Source organism: Scytonema hankhaensis NUACC26 (assembly GCF_045865695.1).
Taxonomy (GTDB): Bacteria; Cyanobacteriota; Cyanobacteriia; order Cyanobacteriales; family Nostocaceae; genus Scytonema.
Genome location: NZ_BAACAP010000220.1, coordinates 17,579 through 35,716 on the forward strand (window position 1 = coordinate 17,579; position 18,138 = coordinate 35,716).

The following is an 18,138-nucleotide window of genomic DNA, read 5'->3' on the forward strand; positions in this document are numbered from 1 at the left end:
CCAATAGAAAACTTTACTCAAAAAGACTCTCAATATCCCTTGCTTCATGGAGGACTCGAATAACTTCGATTCCATTATCGATAGGACGATAAAATATAATGTAATTATTAACTGGAAAACTCCGTAGCCTATCAAGAATTTCAGCACGTTCTTTCCCCATTAATGGGAATTGTGCCAGTGTCTGCATTTTTTCATCTAATATTTTTAACAAAGAATCAGCTCTTTCCTCACTGTAATCTGCAATATAGTTCCAAATTTCCTTAAGATCGTTTTTGGCTTTAGGTGTTCTGATAATTCGGCTCATGCGGTCAGTTTTCCTTTCCGTTCTCTTTTCGCTTCTTGAATGATTTCCTCAATATTGAAAGGTTCTGATACACCACTGTCTATGCCACTTTGAATCTCCCGACGCAGTTCTTCAAGTCTTAACTTACGCAAGTCCTCTTTTTCTTTGAGAAGGCGCAATCCTGCACGAATCACCTCGCTCTGTGACTGATACTCGCCCCCTGCAAGCATTTCTTCAACGAACTTATCAAATGTTTCTCCCAGATGTACGTTCATACAATACCTCTTGAATATTCTGTAAGCATTTCTTATAGAGTTGCATATTTTAACAATAAATGTCAAAACGAAGGCAGGCAAGCGAGGGCAGAGGACAGCTATGTGGTAGAAGAAATTAAGGTATAAGGCGCGGGAGCGTGGAGGGGTATGTGGGAATTCCCATCATATTGTTTCTGCATAATATCAATAAGATAAAATCTTTTCCCCAAGGACTTCTAAAATTTTAGTTACTGAGGCTTTTTGTGCCTCTAACTCCTGAATTTTGCTAAGTAGTCGCTTAGGAATATACTTGCTCTTTTTGGTAATGCGATCGCGAAGCGCAAGCTGTACCCAGCTTATCGCCCTCGCTCCAAACTTCATAGTGATACCAAGGTTGAGGATAATCTTTCCCATTGAGGGTAATGGTCTTCCATTGAATAGAACCAGTGCCTAAGCCTTTGTTTCGTCGCGTTTTACTAGGGCTATTTTTACTAGTGGGTATTTGCTTTTCCTTGTCATTACTAGGGAATCTGTAAATTTACTTCCCGCAGCTTCTTGAAAAAGGCAAGTTGCCAATGAGACAGTGGTAGATTATCTCTACCGAGCAGCGCATGGTTCAAGCACTCCAAACGAGAAATATTTTTGTACAAGATTTTGGTTTAAAACCCGGATTAGATGCGTACTATTTCAGAACATCTGTCGGTACTCTCGATGAAAATCAGGCATTACTCACACAGATAAAGGAAGTCGTCAACCTTTTGTAAAAAGGTCTTTAACTGAGGTTGAGCCATTTTCAACTTTCCAATTTTTGATTTATAAATTATTGTGATTTTACAAAATCTCAGGTTATTCGTTCTCTTGTACCAATACCAAGCTCAATTAATTTGTCTTTAACACAAGAAGGATGAAAACCGCAGTAATAATATTGTTTCTGCATAATATCAATAAGATAAAATCCTTCTTCACCACCATTAATCTTACGGAGTTGGCTTGCTGCTTCACGCATACTTATACCAAAAGAAGTAAATAAATCATCCAGCGACATAGATGGTAAATTAAGTGGATTGTAAAAAGATTCACCTTTGACAAAATGCCATTGAGTACCGCAACGGCGTACAACACGATAATAAATAGGTGCAACGATATATGCGTCTAAATCATTCATAGTACAGATGTTAGAATAGTGAGTGAAACAGCCCCTAGTTGGATTAGGGGCTGCAATTAACTAGCGCTTGCGTCTAGTTATCTTGTTCGTTTGAGGGAGGATCTAACTTATCCTCTAGCTCCTCTCTCGCTTCATCATCATCGATAACGTTTGACTCACCAGTTATGATGTTTTGGCGTTCCCAAACACTGCGAAATAACCGTAACAAGACAACAATAGGGTCAAATACGTTTCGGCCATATTTACCATTGTTACTCAGGTTTTTTACCTCCTTTTTTTTGTTTACTGTAAAGGATTTACTTCCTTTACAGTTAATATTGTAACCTAAAAAATAAATGATAATTAACAATTTTAGAATTAATAAAAAATTATTTTTATATTATATAAAAACTTTGATTTTTCGTTGATAAGCTATTCTATTTAATAATAAATATAGGAATTGAAAAAGTCAGATTATTGAGGGGATGCAGCTATGAAAGTTCCTAATGCTTGCAGATTGCATTAGAGGCAGTCTACAATTTCCCATCGGGAAGGGAGTATGAAACTTGGGTGACTCAAATCTTTTCCCCAAGGACTTCTAAAATTTCAGTTACCGAGGCTTTTTGTGCCTCTAACTCCTGAATTTTGCTCAGTAATCGCTTGGGAATATACTTGCTCTTTTTGGTAATGCGGTTACCCTCGCTCCAAACCTCATAGTGATACCAAGGTTGGGGATAATCTTTACCATTGAGGGTAATGGTCTTCCATTGAAGAGAGCCAGTGCCTAAGCCTTTATGTCGCCGCGTTTTACTGGGGCTATTTTTACTGGTGGGTATTTGCTGTTCTTTGACATTACTAGGGCTATTTTTACTAGGGCTGTTTTCCTTACCCACCAGTAAAATTTCTCCACCGAGTATTGCCAGAATTTCTACAACTGGACGTTTCTGCTCCTCTGCCTGTTGAACCAGTTCTAGCAACTGTTTGGGAATGTACTTGCTTTTTTTTCGACCGTTCTCCTTCCAGTGATAGTAAGCTTGCGGGTAATCTTTTCCATTTTTAGTTATGGTGCGCCAGTGAATCGTACCGTTACCTTCACCATGATTTCTACGATTTTTACTGGTTGGTAAGTTATTACTGGGGTTGTTTTTACTAGAACAGGGACTGGGCTGTTCGAGATTTTTACTAGGGCTATTTCCACTACCCCCCAGTAATGAGTTACCAGAATCGCAAGCAGCCTCTGAATCTAATTGCTTATCAACATCAGAAGAATCGGTGGAGGCTGGTTCCTGCGATCGATACTGTGCTGTTGGGTTGTCTCGTACAAAACCTGTATGGCTTTTATGTGAGGTTACATTCTGTAGAAGACATTTCAAAGCATCTCCTCCCAAACGAATGAGCAGGTTGCTTGCGTTAGGTAATAGATCCCTTGTGTTTGGGAATTGTTTTGAGTCATAATACTGGTAGATAAAAACTGCAAAGTTTGTGCCCCTGTCTCTCAAGACAAGGGCGTATTCTTGATTTCCGTGCAACTTACAACTAGAAAATTGCACTTCAATAGCTGATTTGTTATTGTTGAAATAACAAACAGATATTTTTTCATTACTAAAATTGCTAATGAGAAAATAGTATAGCAAAAATTGCTATTTAGCAAGAAGATGGATCACCAGCAAATTTTGATTAAGGCGATTAGGGAAAGTGGATTGACCGCCAAAGAGATTTCTGAGGCGACGGGAGTTAACGAAAGTAGCCTCAGTCGATTTATTAATGGTAAGCAAGACCTAAGAGCTGGCGATTACTTTGCTGTATTAAATTTTCTCCCAGAGGAAGCTAAAAACCCTGCAAAATCTCGTCTTTCGATAGATTCTTCTGTGAGTTTAAAAATGCTCATCATGCAAGCGACAGACACAGAAAAGGCAGAAGTTTTGTTTGCGTTGGGGCATTTGTTTCTGAAAGAGCATAAGAATACAGAAGCAGTAGACTTACTCCCCGCAGCGTCTTGAAGAAGGCAAGTGACCAGTGACCAGTGACCACTAACTCTTTCCACTGCCTATTAAGTACAACAACGCCATACGAATGGCGACACCACTACTGACTTGATTTTGAATGAGACTATATTTAGGGTCGTCCATGACTTCAGAACTGATTTCAACACCACGGTTTACGGGACCGGGATGTAAAATTTTGACATCTGGTTTGCATAGTTCCAATCTTGAATGTGTAATACCATACATTTGATGGTACTCTCGCAATGAGGGTAATAAATGAGCGGTCATTCGTTCCTTTTGCAAGCGTAGGGTCATGACAAAATCAGCATCTTGCAAAGCAGGTTCTACCTCCCAATGAAGAAACAATTTTCCTGGTTGGTCTTCTCCATAATCAGCAAATGATTTTGGTAAAAGTGTGGGAGGTCCAGCGAGATGTACTCGAGCACCGCTAGCAGTCAAGCTCCAAATATTCGATCGCGCAACTCTCGAATGCACGATATCTCCAACAATGGCGATTTTTTTATCTTTGAGGAGCTCGATGTGGGGTTCATCAACATCGTAGAGAGTACAAATAGTAAATAAGTCAAGCAGTGCTTGGGAAGGGTGTTCGTGTTGACCGTCACCCGCATTAAGAACGTTGACTCGTACTCCCAAACGATCCATTTCAGCTGCGATCGCCTGTGGAACGCCTGCTTCCTTATGGCGAATAACCATAATATCAGTACCCATCGCTAAGTAAGTCTTTGCCGTATCGAGAATCGTTTCTCCTTTTGTTATAGAAGAAGTTGCTGAGGCAAAGTTGAGAGTATCGGCTGACAACCGCTTGGCAGCTAGTTCAAAACTACTACGAGTCCGAGTAGAGGGTTCAAAAAATAAATTTGCTACCACCTGTCCCTGCAAAGTTGGTACTTTCTTTGTCCTGCGAGACAAGACTTCCATAAAACTAGCAGCCGTTTGTAAGACAGTGTTATATTCATCGCTTGTGAAGTCAGAAAGAGAAAGAACGTGATGACGATTCCAAGTGGTACTAGGCATAAATATCTAACAAGGATGTAGGATATAAGAAAAGTTACTAATCTAAACAATAAATAAATAAATGAGGAATTCTGTTAAGACTTGGTACATTATGAAACATAGCGCCATGTTCCTTTGTAAAACTAGCCATGCAATTTGATGACCTACAGCTAAGTGAGCCAGAGATAGAAGCAGCAATAGATTATAATCCACTCACGGTTACGAGTGACACGCAATTAATCGATGTTATTGCTTTAATGAACCAACGGCGAATTCACAGTTGTTCGTTATCTAGTATCAATTCACACGAATATGGGTTTCCTATCTATGAGACAGGTTCTAGTTGCGTTCTGGTGATGCAGGGAACGGAGTTGTTAGGAATCTTTACAGAACGGGATATTGTACGACTGACAGCAGCAAGCATACCTTTTGAAAAAGTGACAATCGCTGAAGTCATGACAAAACCAGTGATTACACTCTCCCAAACAACTTTTAAAGATATTTTTGCCCCTCTATTTTTATTTCGACGCTACCGCATTCGTCATCTACCGATTTTGGGACATAAGGGAGAACTCATTGGTGTTGTTTCTCATGAAAGTATTCGCAGTATTTTACGCCCCATCCATCTCCTTAAGCTTATGCGTGTAGGAGATGTGATGACAACCCAAGTCATTCGTGCGCCAGTCACTGCTTCAGTTTTGAGCTTAGCTCAAGTCATGGCAGAGTATAAAATTAGCTGTGTTGTCATTACCGAGCAATACCCAGAACTAGAATTAGGACACTTCATTCATATTCCTGTAGGAATTGTCACCGAGCGAGATATCGTCCAATTCCAAGCACTGCAAATGAATTTTACAAAAGTTCGGGCGCAATCTGTTATGAGTACGCCGCTTTTTCTCTTAAGCCCTGAAGATTCTCTTTTGACTGCTTTGCGAGAAATGCATCGGCGACACACAAAAAGATTAGTTGTGTCTTGGGATGGAGGCAAAGAACTCGGACTTGTGACTCAAAGCAGCCTGCTACGAGTTCTCGATCCAGTTGAGATGTATGGAGTTATTGCGACTTTGCAAAAAACTGTTACGTAAGTTGTCTCAACGGTCAATACAAATTTTTATCTTTCAATCAGGTATCTTCTGGAAATACCCATTTAGGAGGTTCCATCAATTTTTTCATTCTTGCTATTTCAGCTATTTCTATCATTTGGTCTAAGGGAGTATCTTCAAGGAACTTTGAAGTAGCTTCTTTAAACTCTGTATTAGGACACTCATCCCCTAAAACACAGCCATTGACGCAAGCTTCCGCACAGTTGATTTTCGGTTGTTCCACGATTTACTCCTTTAGCGATTGGGGGTTAGGGATTGGGAATTGGGGATTAGGGATTAGGGATTGGGAAAGAAAGAATTATTTTTATGACAAGCGTTATGGGCTATTTCTTGTGGGTATCTGGCTTAATAATTAAGATGTGAGCTATGGTAACAAAGAATTACTTGCCCATTGCCTCTTGCCCAATGCCCTTTTTCACCGATACATGACTTCTGAATCGGTACACTTGAACTAGGATAAGTCGAATTTTTTGCAATTCACTATAAATCGTAACTGAATGTCAGAAAACTTTGCAACTACTGGAACTATTGCCGCGATCGCAACTGCTATTATCCCTCAACAAGGCAGTGTTGGTATCGTGCGTGTTTCCGGGACGGAAGCAATACACATTGCTAAAACATTGTTTCGCGCACCAGGGCGTCAAGCTTGGGAAAGTCACCGCATTCTCTATGGTTATATCCGCCATCCACAAACGCGACAAGTTGTAGATGAAGCTCTTTTGCTGATTATGAAAGCGCCTCGTTCCTATACTCGCGATGATGTGGTGGAGTTTCACTGTCATGGAGGTATTATGGCAGTACAGCAGGTTTTGCAACTCTGTTTGGAAAATGGAGCTAGACTAGCTCAGCCAGGAGAGTTTACTTTGCGGGCGTTTTTAAATGGGCGACTGGATTTAACTCAAGCAGAAAGTATTGCCGATTTAGTAGGTGCGCGATCGCCTCAAGCAGCACAAGCAGCCTTAGCAGGATTGCAGGGAAAATTAGCACAACCCATCCGTCAGTTACGGGCGAGTTGTTTGGATATACTAGCAGAAATTGAAGCCCGAATTGATTTTGAGGAAGACTTACCGCCATTAGATGAAACTCAAATTATCTCGGACATAGAGAGAGTTTCCACAGAAATAGCCAACATCTTGGTAACTGCTGATAAAGGCGAACTGCTTCGCACGGGGTTAAAAGTCGCCATCGTCGGACGCCCAAATGTAGGTAAGTCGAGTTTATTGAATGCTTGGAGTCGAAGCGATCGCGCCATTGTGACTGACTTACCCGGTACGACTCGCGATGTTGTAGAATCACAGTTAGTTGTGGGTGGAATTCCCGTACAAGTCTTAGACACAGCCGGAATTCGAGAAACAGAAGACCGCGTCGAAAAGATTGGGGTTGAACGTTCCCAACGTGCTGCCAGTGAAGCGGATCTGGTGCTGTTAACTGTAGACGCTTCAACAGGTTGGACAGCAGGTGACGGAGAAATCTACGAACAAGTGCAACACCGTTCTTTGATTTTAGTTATCAATAAAATCGATTTAGCATCACCAGAAGAAGTTCAATATCCCAAAAGTATTAGCCACGTTGTCAAGACAGCCGTTGCTCAAAAGCAAGGGCTTGATGCTTTAGAAGCAGCGATTTTGGAAAAAGTCAAAGTCGATAAAGTACGAGCTTCTGACTTAGATTTAGCCATTAACCAAAGACAAGCAGCCGCACTCGTCAAAGCAAAAATGTCGTTAGAACAAGTACGGGAAACCATCGCTCAACAACTCCCTCTTGATTTTTGGACAATTGACTTACGAGGTGCAATTCAAGCACTCGGAGAAATTACTGGAGAGGAGGTCACAGAATCAGTATTAGATAAAATTTTTAGCAAATTTTGTATTGGGAAATAACCCTCTTCCGGACTGCCATTAACATAGGACGGGCTAGAAGCCCATCCCACATTCCGAGGGGAATTTATTTCTTAGATATCCCTTGTGAAAAAACTAAATTTGATGTTATTCAGGACTTAATACGACTGACAGGCGCAACCCCAGCCAAATCCAAAATTTGCGGAATCAAATCTTCACGCTTTACTGCCATCATGTGAACTCCATGACACAATTGACGCGCTATATGCACTTGTTCGGCAGCAATTTTCATTCCTTCTTCTAAAGGTTTTTTTGCTTTTGCTAATCTATCGATGATGTCTTGGGGAATATTCACACCCGGTACGCATCGATTGATAAATTGAGCGTTCTTAGCTGATTTTAAAAGAAAAATTCCAGCTAAAATCGGTTTATTACAACCACTAGCTATTCGATCCATAAACTTGTCTAGCCGTTCAAAATCTGTGATTAACTGACTTTGAAAGAACTGTGCGCCTGCTTCTAGCTTGCGATCGAATCGGCTTTGCAAACCCGACCAACTGTTACATTGTGGGTCAACAGCTGCACCAGGAAATAAGTTAAGCGCTCCATCTGTGAGAGGTTGCTCGTTACAATCAACACCGTAATTAAGTTTTTGTATCATTTGCAACAAACGGACTGACTCTAGATCGAACACGCCTTTGGCTTCCGGGTGATCTCCTGCTTTTACGGGGTCACCAGTCAAAGCGAGTATATTATAAATACCCAAAGCATGAGCGCCCATAAGATCGGCTTGCAAGCCAATACGATTGCGATCGCGACACGCAATCTGACAAATCGGCTCAATTCCGTTTTGTAACAAAATAGCTGATGCCACTAGCGAAGACATCCGCAACACGGCACGGCTACCATCAGTGATATTGACGGCATGAACCCTCCCCTTAAGGGTCGCCGCCATTTCAATCATGTGTGTTGGATCTCCCCCTTTAGGAGGTGCAACCTCAGCCGTTACGAGAAACTCCCCTGCTTGTACGGCGGCACGAAATGAATTTAAGGGAGTCGTTTTCAAGATGTTGTCCATAAAATTGGAAGAGGTTAATTTTAGACCTTAGATGTACAGTCCATCTAAAATCTAAAATTAATCAGGTAAAAATGCTACAGTGGTAAGGAATAACCCATTGCCTTTTTAACCTGTGTCAGTGTTTCGTTGGCAACAGTCTCAGCTTTATGCCTTCCTTCACGTAATAGTGACTCAAGATATCCTTTATCGTCCAAAATCGCCTGATATTTCTCCTGGATGGGTTTCAATGCTTCATTTACCACATCTGTAAACATAGGCTTAAATTGTCCCCAGCCCATATCTTGACATTGAGCTGCAACTTCTTCCTTAGTCTTGCCTGAAAGCAGCATATACAATGTTAATAAATTGTTACTTTCAGGGCGCTCTGAATTATCAAACTCCAATCCGCGAACTGGATCGGTTTTACACCGCTTAATTTTCTTAGCAATCTCATCAGGAGAATCTAACAGATTAATCCGGCTCAATTCCGACGGATCGGACTTTGACATTTTCTTAGTCCCATCGGTCAAACTCATTACCCTAGCACCTTCCTTGCGAATTAAGGGTTCTGGTAACTTGAGTACAGGGCGATCCGGTTTGGCAAACATATGGTTAAACCTGTTAACGATATCCCGTGTTAATTCCAAATGTTGCTTTTGGTCTTCACCCACTGGCACTTTATCTGCTTGATACAGTAATATATCAGAAGCCATCAATACCGGGTAATCCAACAAACCCGTATTCACGTTTTCTCCCTGTTTCACTGCCTTTTCTTTAAACTGAATCATGTCCTCAAGCCAGTTGAGGGGAGTGATACAGTTAAGCAACCAAGTCAGTTCGCTATGGGCAGATACATGAGATTGTATAAAGATAGTGGAATGGCTGAGATCGATACCACACGCAAGATAGAGGGCTGCGATCGTGTAGCTGTCAGATGCAAGAGTTGCTGGATTGTGCGGTACAGTAATGGCGTGCAAATCCACCACACAAAAGAAATTATCATACTGATTTTGAATTTCCACCCAGTTACGGATAGCACCCAAGTAGTTACCCAAATGTAAATTGCCCGTAGGTTGAACGCCGGAAAGGACTCGTTGCTTGTTGCTCATGAATTTTACTGTGAGTTGTTAGTGGTTGGTGGTTAGTGGTTAGTGGAAGAACTATTCACCCTAACTACTGTAGGGGCGCTCTTGCCGCCGCGCCCCTACTAACCACTAACAATTAGTTTACAAAAATAGATAAAACGTGAGCTATTTTGAGATAACGTTCTTGTGGTAATTGTTTCATAATACGCTTAAAGGTAGTTAAAGCGTTCATATTTAGAATTCTTCAGTAATTTTGACATTGTAACTAGTGGATATATTTAGTTATGTTGAGGACAGAATTTGGATGACAAGATTACTGTGTTTAATCTAGAAGACTTTTTCAACCTTTCCGCCGACCTATTCTGTATCATCACTCTCGATGGTTGTTGTCAGCAAGTGAATCCAGCATGGGAACAAGTATTAGGATGGAAACCAGAAAACTTAATCGGGCGTCCTTGGTTAGAATTAGTCCATCCAGAGGATATTGTAACAAGTCAGCTACCAACTGAACCACAACAAAATTTACACTGGGATAACCGTTATCTTCACAAAGATGGTAGTTATCGGTGGCTGTCTTGGAGTCTATCAACTTCCCAACAGGGACTTATCTATGCAATAGGAAAAGACATCAACCAGCAGTCGCGGCAAATAGAAGCACTGCAAACCGAACGCCAAAGTCTTTATAACCTACTGAATCAGCTACCTGCTTTCCTTTATCTACAACCTAATAATTATGAGGTAGGATTTTATAACAAACGCTTCCAGGAAGTATTTGGAGACCCTACAGGGAAACGTTGTTATGAGGCGATCGCTGGACTGAAACAACCTTGTCCGATCTGTCCCACCTTTCGCGTCTTTGACAGTAATACTCCGCAACTTTGGGAATGGGTTGATAGTAAAACAGGTAATGTGTATCAGATTTATGATTATCCGTTCAAGAATATGAACGGGGAGCCAATGGTTGTGGAAATGGGTTTAGATATTACTGCTGTCAAAAAAGCGGAAGCAGCTTTGCGACAACGCGAGAAGGAATTAACTCAAAAAAATCAACAACTCCAAAAAGCACTAACACAATTAAAAAAGACGCAAGCGCAACTCATTCAAACTGAAAAGATGTCTTCTTTAGGGCAACTAGTGGCTGGAGTGGCTCATGAAATTAACAACCCTGTTAACTTCATCAATGGTAATATTACCCATGCTAAAGAATATATTCAACAATTGCTAGAACTGCTGCAACTTTATCAAAAAGAATATCCCGATCCCACACAAGTCATTCAGTCAGCAAGATCGGCGATCGAGTTAGAGTTTCTCACTGAGGACTTAAAAAAATTGCTAGATTCCATGAAAATGGGATGCGATCGCATTCGCGATCTTGTACTATCGTTGCGAAACTTCTCTCGACTGGATGAAGCGGAAATGAAAACTGTGGATATCCACAGTGGTATTGAAAGTACATTATTGATTTTGCAAAAACGCCTTAAAGCTAGAGCGAACCATCCATCAATTGAAATTATTAAAGAGTACGGTCAACTACCTTTAGTAGAATGTTATGCAGGTCAACTTAACCAGGTGTTGATGAACATTATCATTAATGCGATCGACGCTTTAGAAAATCCGTCTGTTATCGCTCGACGCAATCGCCCACAAATCGTTATTCGCACGAAGTTACTCAACTCAAATTGGGTTGCGATTGAAATTGCTGATAATGCTTTGGGAATGTCGCAAGAAGTTAAACAGCGTCTATTTGAACCTTTTTTTACGACCAAACCAGCAGGTAAGGGAACTGGTTTAGGAATGTCAATTAGCTATCAAATTATTACGGGAAAACATCAAGGACGTTTAGACTGTATTTCATCTCCAGGAGAAGGAGCAAAATTCATCATTGAGATTCCCATTCAACAAGTTAAATCTGTACAAGCAAAGATACCAGAAGGTCACAACATTCCAGATACATAACAGATTCTTTCGGTAGTAACAGAGTGCGAGCAAAAGTAGTTGGTACGTAGGATATTGCGACATTATTTTAAAATAAATCTTATTCATTGGCAAAATAACTAGGAGAAATCTGGAAAAAAGTAGCAAATTCTTTAATTTGAGCCTCTGTAAGCCTCTGTTTACCATCTAAAATCTCTAAAACAGTAGACTCGCTTCCACAAATGTGAGCCAAATCTTTTGAACTCAAATTAGATTCCTCTAATAAGGCAGAGGGCAGAGGGCAGAGGGCAGAAGGGAGGAATAAGTATTGAAGGCACTATAATGCCCAAATAAGGTTTTTCGTCTTCCTACAACTCAAGAGCAAAGTTCTTGCGGTAATTGTTTGACAACACGCTTAAAGGGAGTTAAATCGTCTAACCCGTGTGCCACTATTAAGGCTCCTTGAATTATTATGAGGGCATTTTCTGCTCGTTCTTTTGCTAGCGACTCTTTTAACCCTGATTCTATTAAAACATCCGCGATCGCATCAATCCACGCACGCAAGACTGTTTGTACTTTGGCATGAAAAACATCTCGTCCAGACCCCATCAAGATTACGGCTGTCAAGCAGGGTTGTTGTCCACCCTCGTATAACTCTAGAACGCGATCGCACATTCTACCCAATCGAGTCCGCGCATCTCCTTCCGAACGCAGTGCTTTTAAGATATGTTGCTCGAACCAGCCATTGAGAAAGTCCAATACAGTCGTCATCATTTCATCTTTACCTCCAGGGAAGTGATGATAGAGGCTTGCTTTCCCTAGACCTGTTGCTTGAGAAATTTTGGATAGGGTTGTGCCATCATAACCATACTGTCGAAATAATTGCAGCAAACAAGGGATGTAAGTATCTTTTACCATTTATATGGGAATTACAAATCGATCTATTGACATTATACCGAACGATTGGTACGATAATTGTATACCGAACGATTGGTACAATAAACTCATGATTAAGCTTTACGGTCACGAAATATCTGGCAATAGCTACAAACCAAGGCTTTTGCTATCGCTTTTAAACATTGAGTACGAATGGATTAAAGTTGATTTGATGAAGGGAGAACACAAATCTCCCGAATTTCTTGCCATTAATCCCTTTGGTCAAGTTCCCGTGCTTGTAGATGGCGATACTACGCTTGCAGATGCACAGGCAATACTGATATATTTAGCTCGTCAATATGGTGACGAACAATGGTTGCCACTTGATGCTGTAGCACTGAGCCGAGTCGTGCGTTGGCTATCCACAGCAGCATGTGAAATTCGTCAGGGACCAGAATTTGCTCGTCGATATTATTTGTTCAATGCCACTTATGTCAATATTGACTGGGCAAACCAAAAAGCAGAATTTATTCTGACACAGCTTAACCAACATTTGAGCGCTCGTCAATGGTTGGAATGCGAACGCCAAACTATTGCAGATATAGCAGTTTTCCCCTACGTTGCTCTAGCACCTGATGGCAAAATTTCACTGGAACCTTATCAACACGTTCTCAGTTGGATAGAAAGAGTCAAGCAGCTACCAGGTTATATTCCTATGATGGGATTGTAGGAATTCGCAGTCAATGAATGACCGTTCTACAAATCAAAGAAAAAATTTATGTCACGCAAATTTACCCAAATTGCCTTTACTCCTGCTGTGAAAGCTGCTCAAGAACAAAGAGGATCGCGGGAGACTTATGCTCGATTTGAACAAAATGGGCCAGAAAACGATACTGTTACACCGGAAATTGAAGATTTTATTGCTCAACTAGATGGCTTTTATTTGGGAACTGTCAGTTCTAATGGATATCCTTACATTCAGTTTCGTGGTGGTAGCCCTGGTTTTTTAAAGGTTCTGGATAGGAAAACACTAGGTTTTGCAGACTTCAAGGGAAATATCCAGTATGTTACAGTGGGGAATCTTTCAGAAAACGACAAAGCATTTTTGTTTTTAATGGACTATCGCCATCGCAAACGGCTAAAAATTTGGGGAAGAGCAACTTATGTTGAAGGCGATACTCAGTTGATTGAACGTTTGAAAATCTCTGGATACGAAGCAGAAATTGAAAGAGCTATTTTATTTCATATTGAGGCATGGAACTGGAATTGTCCGCAGCATATTCCCATTCGCTATTCCCAACAAGAAGTAGATGCAATGCAAGCTAGAATTGCTGAATTAGAGCAACTTCTTGCTAATACCAATCAGTTGTCTTAGAGATGAATTATAAAGTAAACATTAAGGAGAGTGTAGGTTGGGTTGAGGAACGAAACCCAACATTTCATCGAATTATTGAGTCTCACCTTGTTTTACCCAACCAACACAATAGATTGGGCATTGGGATATTGGGGAGTGCGATCGCTGTTAGAATTATTCAAAATTAGTAGAGCCGTTGGATTTTGTGAGAATAAACAAACTTCCATCTCCCCCACGTCCAATTCTTAAGGATTCATCTAAGTAAGTAATATCGAGAGTAGCAACTCTGTTGGTAGGATTATTCGCTGGAACAACCTTAAATGGATTGAGTTGGGGAGTTGTAATACCAAGAATCTTCTCTATCGACAGGTAGCGTTTGTCAAAATAAACATTGATACGGTTGTTCGGTGAATCTAATGAATCTGCTTGGGCTGGCTCAAAACGAGCTGTCACTTTAACATATCCTGACACCAGCCCGAGAGGATGTTTCACACGAGCTAAGTTGAAAAACGATTTATTTGTAACATCAATGACTTGATAAACTTTACCTAACTTTAATCCCAATGGGAGAGAGGTTAGAGAACGAATTTCTCTAGCAGTGGAATACTGTAATTGCCAAGCTCCATCTAACAAAGAAGTTGCATGGAGTAGAGGGTTGGGATTGGGATTGACACTTTCAAGTTCTATTGTCAATTGCTCGATTTCGCTAGAACGAGCTTTGTCTAGCTGCAAATCGGTTATAGGAGAACCATCGCTTTGGGTATTAATTTTTGCAAGCGAGGTTTGTAATTTTTCCTTAATTACAAATTGATTATTCAAGACTGTCTACTTTTTTAAACAGCATATAAATTGTATCTTAATTAGGCTTGCTTGGATAGCTGTTGAGGAGATCGTTTTCGTAGCCGATGACTAATCGCATAACTCCGTGATTGCGGATTAAACCTTCTAATTCCCAATGCGGCGAGGGTGAGGATGCGAGCGGAAAAGAAACCTGTAGAGCGATCGGATCTGACTGCACAATTCAGAGCAGGTTCGTAGAATTCTTTAATTAAGCTCAAAGTGTCGTGTCAGAATCATATTTAGTTTGCCAAGTGTAATCTGTAAGAAGAGACATTTAGTTAAGCTAACCAGTTATGTACAGTCAAGCCAGAAATTTGACAAAAATGGGATTGATTATTAGTAACAATCGCCATGTTATTGACCATTGCTGAAGCAGCAATCAAAATATCCGCATCCCCGATAGGAGTTCCTTTTTTCCTTAGTTCTGCATAGATATTAGCTGCTTGAACAACTATCTCATCAGTTAAAGGGAGAATAATATTATTGGAGCAAAATTGCTCAAATGTGTTGAGTTGTTTATTAGCTGCTTTAGCTTTCACGGTTTGCATTTGATAACCTCTTGATTAAAGAAAGAAAAAATTAACCGCAGATGAACGCAGATGGACGCTGATAAGTTTGTACCTTAGCAGGTTAGAAAACATTATAATAGCATCCTCATAACGCAAGCAGAGCTTCTAAGAGATATTTTATAAAGTAAACATTAAGACATCGTAGGTTGGGTTGAGGAACGAAACCCAACTACTAGAGCGTGTAACAAATCACAAATATGTTAAAAATGCAAATACAAAGAAAAGAGCAAATTTTTAGAGATCGTCCACTCAAATCATGAAGCTGCAAAACCATTGCGATCGCTCTTTTTTTTTCAAAAATCTGAGTGATGTGTGTGACAGATGTTAAAAGCTCCTTATACAGGTTTCTATGTGCTGTTTGTAAGCGTTGATAAGCCAGATGAAAATTTTCGGGAGTTAAAAAATCATTAAAATGTTGTGTTGAAGACATTTTTCCAAATATTATCAAACTGTTTAGATAACTAGTATCAATTATTACTAATTGAGACCTTAGCAACTTAGCTTAATCAAAGGTCATTGTACCAAATTATACTTGCGGCAAATGTAAAGTGCTACTGTTCCCAAGTCGAATGTGGATATAACTAGATGTAGTAGCAATACTTGTCATAGCAAGTTCTATAGGTCACTCTATATCGTAATATCAGATAGAGAAAAGTGTCCTCAGAGAAAACACAGAAAATTACATCAATACATTTTGAAAAATCTATAATCTCTTGTATAAATAATTTGAAACAAAACTTTATCCTACTGACAATTCATCTTGTCCAAATCCCTGACTTCTCAGAGGATGTTTTAAAAGTCCTCGGCGAATATAATTCGCTACTATATAAACGAAGTCCTTCTTGTGCGGACTCACGAAAAATCCAGGTTTTGAAACCCACGTAGGTGGGTTTTGCCTGTGTAGACGCGAATTCCATTCGCAAAGTATCTGTTTAAAAAATTTGCGAACTTTGTAAATTTACTTAAGTAAAATTTCAGAGTGGGAAGCCTGCGATCGCCAAACAGTTTGGGAGCATCTCTTACTCCTAGCAGCTTCCCTGTATTTCCCCTTTAAACTCTATCACTGGTTCTTCTCTCAAGGATTACACGGAATCCACACAGAATAAATCTCAGTCATTAGCCATTAGTCACTCACAATTCGTTTACAAAAATAGACAAAACGTAAACTCTTTTGAGGCAAAGTAGCAGTAACCTAAAGTTTAAGTATTTTTGACACTCCGAGGTGTGTGCTCTATGAAAGCTTTACTCCTCTGGCCTATAATGCCTAATTCTTTCTGGTCTTACCAGGAAACGCTCAACTTATCGGGTTTACGCACTACAAATCCACCTTTGGGATTAATTACAGTAGCTGCATTGTTGCCTGCTGATTGGGAAATCCGATTGGTAGACCGTAATGTCCGTCTGGAAACAGAAGACGATTGGGCGTGGTGCGATTTAATTATTATCTCTGCAATGATAATCCAGAAACAGGATTTTCGGGAATTGATTCAAAAAGGAATTGCATTAGGTAAAAAAGTTGCAGTGGGTGGACCATTCCCTACATCAGTACCGGAATTTGCTCTAGAAGCAGGTGCTCATTATCTCATTCTGGATGAAGGGGAATGCACTATTCCCCTGTTTTTAGAAGCTTTAGCACGGGGAGACGAACGGGGAATTTTCCGCGCTACGGAAAAACCGGATGTCACTCAGACTCCCATAGCCCGCTTTGACTTACTAGACTTGAATGCATACTTAGCAATTACCGTACAGTTCTCACGCGGTTGTCCTTTTCAGTGCGAGTTTTGCGACATCATCAACTTGTATGGACGCAAGCCCCGTACAAAAACACCAGAACAAATGCTAAAGGAATTTCAAGTCCTCTACGATTTGGGCTGGCGGCGGTATGTGTTTGTTGTAGATGACAATTTTATTGGGAATAAACGTAATGCTAAGGTATTTTTGCGATCGCTTATCCCTTGGATGGAGGAACACAATTATCCTTTCATCCTAGTTACAGAAGCTTCTTTGAACTTGGCAGAAGATGATGAACTCATTGAGTTAATGGTGAAAGCTGGTTTCACTGTTGTCTTCATGGGTATTGAAACACCAGATACAGATAGCCTATTGGGCATTCACAAAGTACAGAACACGCGCCAAGATTTAATAGAGTCTTGTCATAAAATTACGCGAGCCGGATTGCAGATTATGTCTGGCTTCATCATTGGCTTTGACAACGAACGTCCTGGTGCGGGTAAAAGGATTCGGGAGTTTATAGAAGAGACAGGAATTCCCCAAGGACAATTTAGCTTGCTACAAGCATTGCAAAACACTGCTATGTGGAACCGCTTGCAGCAAGAAGGAAGATTGCTTGATGGATTGGGAACATTCCACCAAGGTGCAATTATGAACTTTGTGCCAACACGCCCAGTGGAAGAAATTACTGAGGAATACATTGACGCTTTTTGGTCTATTTACGAACCAATGCCTTACCTCAAACGAACTTTCCGTCACATGATGATGATGAAGGGATGGCGTGGGAAAACCAATCGCCCAATATCTTGGCATGAAATCCGCTTATTTGCAGCATTGTGCTGGCGTCAGGGTGTAGTACGTTCTACAAGGTTTAGGTATTGGTGGCAATTAATAGCCATATCTCTTGCCAAACCCCGTCTTGTCTATGATTATTTAACAGCCTTGGGTATTGGAGAGCACTTTTTCACCTATCGACATCAAGTTAAAGCACAGTTAGAGACTCAGTTAGCTGCATTACGTTATGCAAAGGAAAAACAGCGTTTTAAGACATCTCCAGAAATTAATTACGCATGACCCGCAAGTTTTGGTAG

At 40.5% G+C, this 18,138-nt stretch carries 25 protein-coding genes; 9 read left to right on the forward strand and 16 right to left on the reverse strand.

What is annotated here, in order from left to right:
• Positions 1-13: 13 nt before the first annotated feature.
• From ACKTT2_RS30215 to ACKTT2_RS30225, 3 genes are all read right to left on the reverse strand, one after another.
• Positions 14-304, reverse strand: coding sequence for a type II toxin-antitoxin system RelE/ParE family toxin (locus tag ACKTT2_RS30215; RefSeq protein WP_407893662.1), 291 nt, complete (start codon positions 302-304; stop codon positions 14-16).
• A complete protein-coding gene (locus ACKTT2_RS30220) occupies positions 301-558 on the reverse strand; it encodes a type II toxin-antitoxin system ParD family antitoxin (protein WP_407893664.1) in 258 nt (85 codons plus the stop codon). The genes ACKTT2_RS30215 and ACKTT2_RS30220 overlap by 4 nt, the downstream gene beginning before the upstream one ends.
• Positions 559-741: 183 nt before the next feature.
• Positions 742-951 carry a hypothetical protein gene (locus ACKTT2_RS30225; protein ID WP_407893666.1) on the reverse strand — a complete coding sequence of 70 codons (210 nt, stop codon included), beginning with the start codon at positions 949-951 and terminating at the stop codon, positions 742-744.
• 197 nt (positions 952-1,148) lie between these two features.
• On the opposite strand from ACKTT2_RS30225, the gene ACKTT2_RS30230 reads away from it, so the two are divergent.
• Positions 1,149-1,301, forward strand: coding sequence for a hypothetical protein (locus ACKTT2_RS30230; protein WP_407893668.1), 153 nt, complete (start codon positions 1,149-1,151; stop codon positions 1,299-1,301).
• A gap of 77 nt (positions 1,302-1,378) precedes the next feature.
• Here the strand turns inward: ACKTT2_RS30230 and ACKTT2_RS30235 are convergent, their stop codons facing one another.
• The 3 genes from ACKTT2_RS30235 to ACKTT2_RS30245 all read right to left on the reverse strand — a co-directional run bounded on the left by ACKTT2_RS30235 (position 1,379) and on the right by ACKTT2_RS30245 (position 3,231).
• Positions 1,379-1,702, reverse strand: a complete 324-nt coding sequence (locus ACKTT2_RS30235; protein WP_407893670.1) for a hypothetical protein — start codon at positions 1,700-1,702, stop codon at positions 1,379-1,381.
• 73 nt (positions 1,703-1,775) lie between these two features.
• Positions 1,776-2,051, reverse strand: coding sequence for a hypothetical protein (locus tag ACKTT2_RS30240; RefSeq protein ID WP_407893672.1), 276 nt, complete (start codon positions 2,049-2,051; stop codon positions 1,776-1,778).
• Between the two features lie 205 nt (positions 2,052-2,256).
• Positions 2,257-3,231, reverse strand: coding sequence for a DUF6788 family protein (locus ACKTT2_RS30245; RefSeq protein ID WP_407893674.1), 975 nt, complete (start codon positions 3,229-3,231; stop codon positions 2,257-2,259).
• 105 nt (positions 3,232-3,336) lie between these two features.
• Here ACKTT2_RS30245 and ACKTT2_RS30250 point away from each other — a divergent pair, with 105 nt between their 5' ends.
• Positions 3,337-3,681 carry a helix-turn-helix domain-containing protein gene (locus tag ACKTT2_RS30250; RefSeq protein WP_407893676.1) on the forward strand — a complete coding sequence of 115 codons (345 nt, stop codon included), beginning with the start codon at positions 3,337-3,339 and terminating at the stop codon, positions 3,679-3,681.
• A 30-nt stretch (positions 3,682-3,711) separates the two neighbouring features.
• Here ACKTT2_RS30250 and ACKTT2_RS30255 read toward each other — a convergent pair whose 3' ends face one another.
• A complete protein-coding gene (locus ACKTT2_RS30255) occupies positions 3,712-4,701 on the reverse strand; it encodes an aspartate carbamoyltransferase catalytic subunit (protein WP_407893678.1) in 990 nt (329 codons plus the stop codon).
• Positions 4,702-4,829: 128 nt separating this feature from the next.
• On the opposite strand from ACKTT2_RS30255, the gene ACKTT2_RS30260 reads away from it, so the two are divergent.
• Complete coding sequence (locus tag ACKTT2_RS30260; protein WP_407893680.1) at positions 4,830-5,765, forward strand: CBS domain-containing protein; 936 nt, start codon at positions 4,830-4,832, stop codon at positions 5,763-5,765.
• 37 nt (positions 5,766-5,802) lie between these two features.
• Here ACKTT2_RS30260 and ACKTT2_RS30265 read toward each other — a convergent pair whose 3' ends face one another.
• A complete protein-coding gene (locus tag ACKTT2_RS30265; RefSeq protein WP_407893682.1) occupies positions 5,803-6,006 on the reverse strand; it encodes a hypothetical protein in 204 nt (67 codons plus the stop codon).
• Between the two features lie 274 nt (positions 6,007-6,280).
• On the opposite strand from ACKTT2_RS30265, the gene mnmE reads away from it, so the two are divergent.
• Positions 6,281-7,663, forward strand: a complete 1,383-nt coding sequence (gene mnmE, locus ACKTT2_RS30270) for a tRNA uridine-5-carboxymethylaminomethyl(34) synthesis GTPase MnmE (RefSeq protein WP_407893684.1) — start codon at positions 6,281-6,283, stop codon at positions 7,661-7,663.
• A gap of 109 nt (positions 7,664-7,772) precedes the next feature.
• Here mnmE and ACKTT2_RS30275 read toward each other — a convergent pair whose 3' ends face one another.
• Positions 7,773-8,699, reverse strand: a complete 927-nt coding sequence (locus tag ACKTT2_RS30275) for a methylenetetrahydrofolate reductase (RefSeq protein WP_407893686.1) — start codon at positions 8,697-8,699, stop codon at positions 7,773-7,775.
• A 74-nt stretch (positions 8,700-8,773) separates the two neighbouring features.
• Complete coding sequence (gene trpS / locus ACKTT2_RS30280) at positions 8,774-9,787, reverse strand: tryptophan--tRNA ligase (protein WP_407893688.1); 1,014 nt, start codon at positions 9,785-9,787, stop codon at positions 8,774-8,776.
• A 276-nt stretch (positions 9,788-10,063) separates the two neighbouring features.
• Between trpS and ACKTT2_RS30285 the strand changes: the two genes are divergently transcribed.
• Complete coding sequence (locus ACKTT2_RS30285; RefSeq protein WP_407893690.1) at positions 10,064-11,719, forward strand: PAS domain-containing sensor histidine kinase; 1,656 nt, start codon at positions 10,064-10,066, stop codon at positions 11,717-11,719.
• 79 nt (positions 11,720-11,798) lie between these two features.
• Here the strand turns inward: ACKTT2_RS30285 and ACKTT2_RS30290 are convergent, their stop codons facing one another.
• Both ACKTT2_RS30290 and ACKTT2_RS30295 read right to left on the reverse strand, forming a co-directional pair.
• Positions 11,799-11,945 carry a hypothetical protein gene (locus ACKTT2_RS30290; protein WP_407893692.1) on the reverse strand — a complete coding sequence of 49 codons (147 nt, stop codon included), beginning with the start codon at positions 11,943-11,945 and terminating at the stop codon, positions 11,799-11,801.
• A 107-nt stretch (positions 11,946-12,052) separates the two neighbouring features.
• Positions 12,053-12,595: a TetR/AcrR family transcriptional regulator gene (locus tag ACKTT2_RS30295; protein WP_407893693.1), complete on the reverse strand. Its 543-nt coding sequence runs from the start codon at positions 12,593-12,595 to the stop codon at positions 12,053-12,055.
• Between the two features lie 88 nt (positions 12,596-12,683).
• Here ACKTT2_RS30295 and ACKTT2_RS30300 point away from each other — a divergent pair, with 88 nt between their 5' ends.
• Genes ACKTT2_RS30300 through ACKTT2_RS30310 form a run of 3 tightly spaced genes read left to right on the forward strand, consistent with a single transcriptional unit; the run spans position 12,684 to position 14,095 of the window.
• Positions 12,684-13,283: a glutathione S-transferase family protein gene (locus ACKTT2_RS30300; RefSeq protein WP_407893695.1), complete on the forward strand. Its 600-nt coding sequence runs from the start codon at positions 12,684-12,686 to the stop codon at positions 13,281-13,283.
• A 48-nt stretch (positions 13,284-13,331) separates the two neighbouring features.
• Complete coding sequence (locus ACKTT2_RS30305; RefSeq protein WP_407893697.1) at positions 13,332-13,928, forward strand: pyridoxamine 5'-phosphate oxidase family protein; 597 nt, start codon at positions 13,332-13,334, stop codon at positions 13,926-13,928.
• A gap of 2 nt (positions 13,929-13,930) precedes the next feature.
• Positions 13,931-14,095 carry a hypothetical protein gene (locus ACKTT2_RS30310; protein ID WP_407893699.1) on the forward strand — a complete coding sequence of 55 codons (165 nt, stop codon included), beginning with the start codon at positions 13,931-13,933 and terminating at the stop codon, positions 14,093-14,095.
• Here ACKTT2_RS30310 and ACKTT2_RS30315 read toward each other — a convergent pair.
• The 4 genes from ACKTT2_RS30315 to ACKTT2_RS30330 form a co-directional block, all read right to left on the reverse strand.
• A complete protein-coding gene (locus ACKTT2_RS30315) occupies positions 14,082-14,726 on the reverse strand; it encodes a PAP/fibrillin family protein (protein WP_407893701.1) in 645 nt (214 codons plus the stop codon). The genes ACKTT2_RS30310 and ACKTT2_RS30315 overlap by 14 nt on opposite strands.
• 41 nt (positions 14,727-14,767) lie before the next feature.
• On the reverse strand, positions 14,768-14,965 hold the full coding sequence (locus ACKTT2_RS30320; RefSeq protein WP_407893703.1) for a hypothetical protein: 198 nt from the start codon (positions 14,963-14,965) through the stop codon (positions 14,768-14,770).
• A 60-nt stretch (positions 14,966-15,025) separates the two neighbouring features.
• The gene (locus ACKTT2_RS30325) at positions 15,026-15,295 is read right to left on the reverse strand and encodes a PIN domain-containing protein (protein ID WP_407893705.1); all 270 of its coding nucleotides are present in this window, start codon (positions 15,293-15,295) and stop codon (positions 15,026-15,028) included.
• Positions 15,296-15,488: 193 nt separating this feature from the next.
• Positions 15,489-15,746, reverse strand: coding sequence for a hypothetical protein (locus ACKTT2_RS30330; protein WP_407893707.1), 258 nt, complete (start codon positions 15,744-15,746; stop codon positions 15,489-15,491).
• Positions 15,747-16,549: 803 nt separating this feature from the next.
• On the opposite strand from ACKTT2_RS30330, the gene ACKTT2_RS30335 reads away from it, so the two are divergent.
• Positions 16,550-18,121, forward strand: a complete 1,572-nt coding sequence (locus tag ACKTT2_RS30335) for a B12-binding domain-containing radical SAM protein (RefSeq protein WP_407893709.1) — start codon at positions 16,550-16,552, stop codon at positions 18,119-18,121.
• Positions 18,122-18,138 lie beyond the last annotated feature (17 nt).

Bases quoted from the DNA above. Each gene is read 5' to 3' on its own strand.
- ACKTT2_RS30215 (WP_407893662.1), bottom strand. From the start codon at position 304: ATGAGCCGAATTATCAGAACACCTAAAGCCAAAAACGATCTTAAGGAA.
- ACKTT2_RS30220 (WP_407893664.1), bottom strand. From the start codon at position 558: ATGAACGTACATCTGGGAGAAACATTTGATAAGTTCGTTGAAGAAATG.
- ACKTT2_RS30225 (WP_407893666.1), bottom strand. From the start codon at position 951: ATGGGAAAGATTATCCTCAACCTTGGTATCACTATGAAGTTTGGAGCG.
- ACKTT2_RS30230 (WP_407893668.1), top strand. From the start codon at position 1,149: ATGGTTCAAGCACTCCAAACGAGAAATATTTTTGTACAAGATTTTGGT.
- ACKTT2_RS30235 (WP_407893670.1), bottom strand. From the start codon at position 1,702: ATGAATGATTTAGACGCATATATCGTTGCACCTATTTATTATCGTGTT.
- ACKTT2_RS30250 (WP_407893676.1), top strand. From the start codon at position 3,337: ATGGATCACCAGCAAATTTTGATTAAGGCGATTAGGGAAAGTGGATTG.
- ACKTT2_RS30255 (WP_407893678.1), bottom strand. From the start codon at position 4,701: ATGCCTAGTACCACTTGGAATCGTCATCACGTTCTTTCTCTTTCTGAC.
- ACKTT2_RS30260 (WP_407893680.1), top strand. From the start codon at position 4,830: ATGCAATTTGATGACCTACAGCTAAGTGAGCCAGAGATAGAAGCAGCA.
- mnmE (WP_407893684.1), top strand. From the start codon at position 6,281: ATGTCAGAAAACTTTGCAACTACTGGAACTATTGCCGCGATCGCAACT.
- ACKTT2_RS30275 (WP_407893686.1), bottom strand. From the start codon at position 8,699: ATGGACAACATCTTGAAAACGACTCCCTTAAATTCATTTCGTGCCGCC.
- trpS (WP_407893688.1), bottom strand. From the start codon at position 9,787: ATGAGCAACAAGCAACGAGTCCTTTCCGGCGTTCAACCTACGGGCAAT.
- ACKTT2_RS30295 (WP_407893693.1), bottom strand. From the start codon at position 12,595: ATGGTAAAAGATACTTACATCCCTTGTTTGCTGCAATTATTTCGACAG.
- ACKTT2_RS30300 (WP_407893695.1), top strand. From the start codon at position 12,684: ATGATTAAGCTTTACGGTCACGAAATATCTGGCAATAGCTACAAACCA.
- ACKTT2_RS30305 (WP_407893697.1), top strand. From the start codon at position 13,332: ATGTCACGCAAATTTACCCAAATTGCCTTTACTCCTGCTGTGAAAGCT.
- ACKTT2_RS30310 (WP_407893699.1), top strand. From the start codon at position 13,931: ATGAATTATAAAGTAAACATTAAGGAGAGTGTAGGTTGGGTTGAGGAA.
- ACKTT2_RS30325 (WP_407893705.1), bottom strand. From the start codon at position 15,295: ATGCAAACCGTGAAAGCTAAAGCAGCTAATAAACAACTCAACACATTT.
- ACKTT2_RS30330 (WP_407893707.1), bottom strand. From the start codon at position 15,746: ATGTCTTCAACACAACATTTTAATGATTTTTTAACTCCCGAAAATTTT.
- ACKTT2_RS30335 (WP_407893709.1), top strand. From the start codon at position 16,550: ATGAAAGCTTTACTCCTCTGGCCTATAATGCCTAATTCTTTCTGGTCT.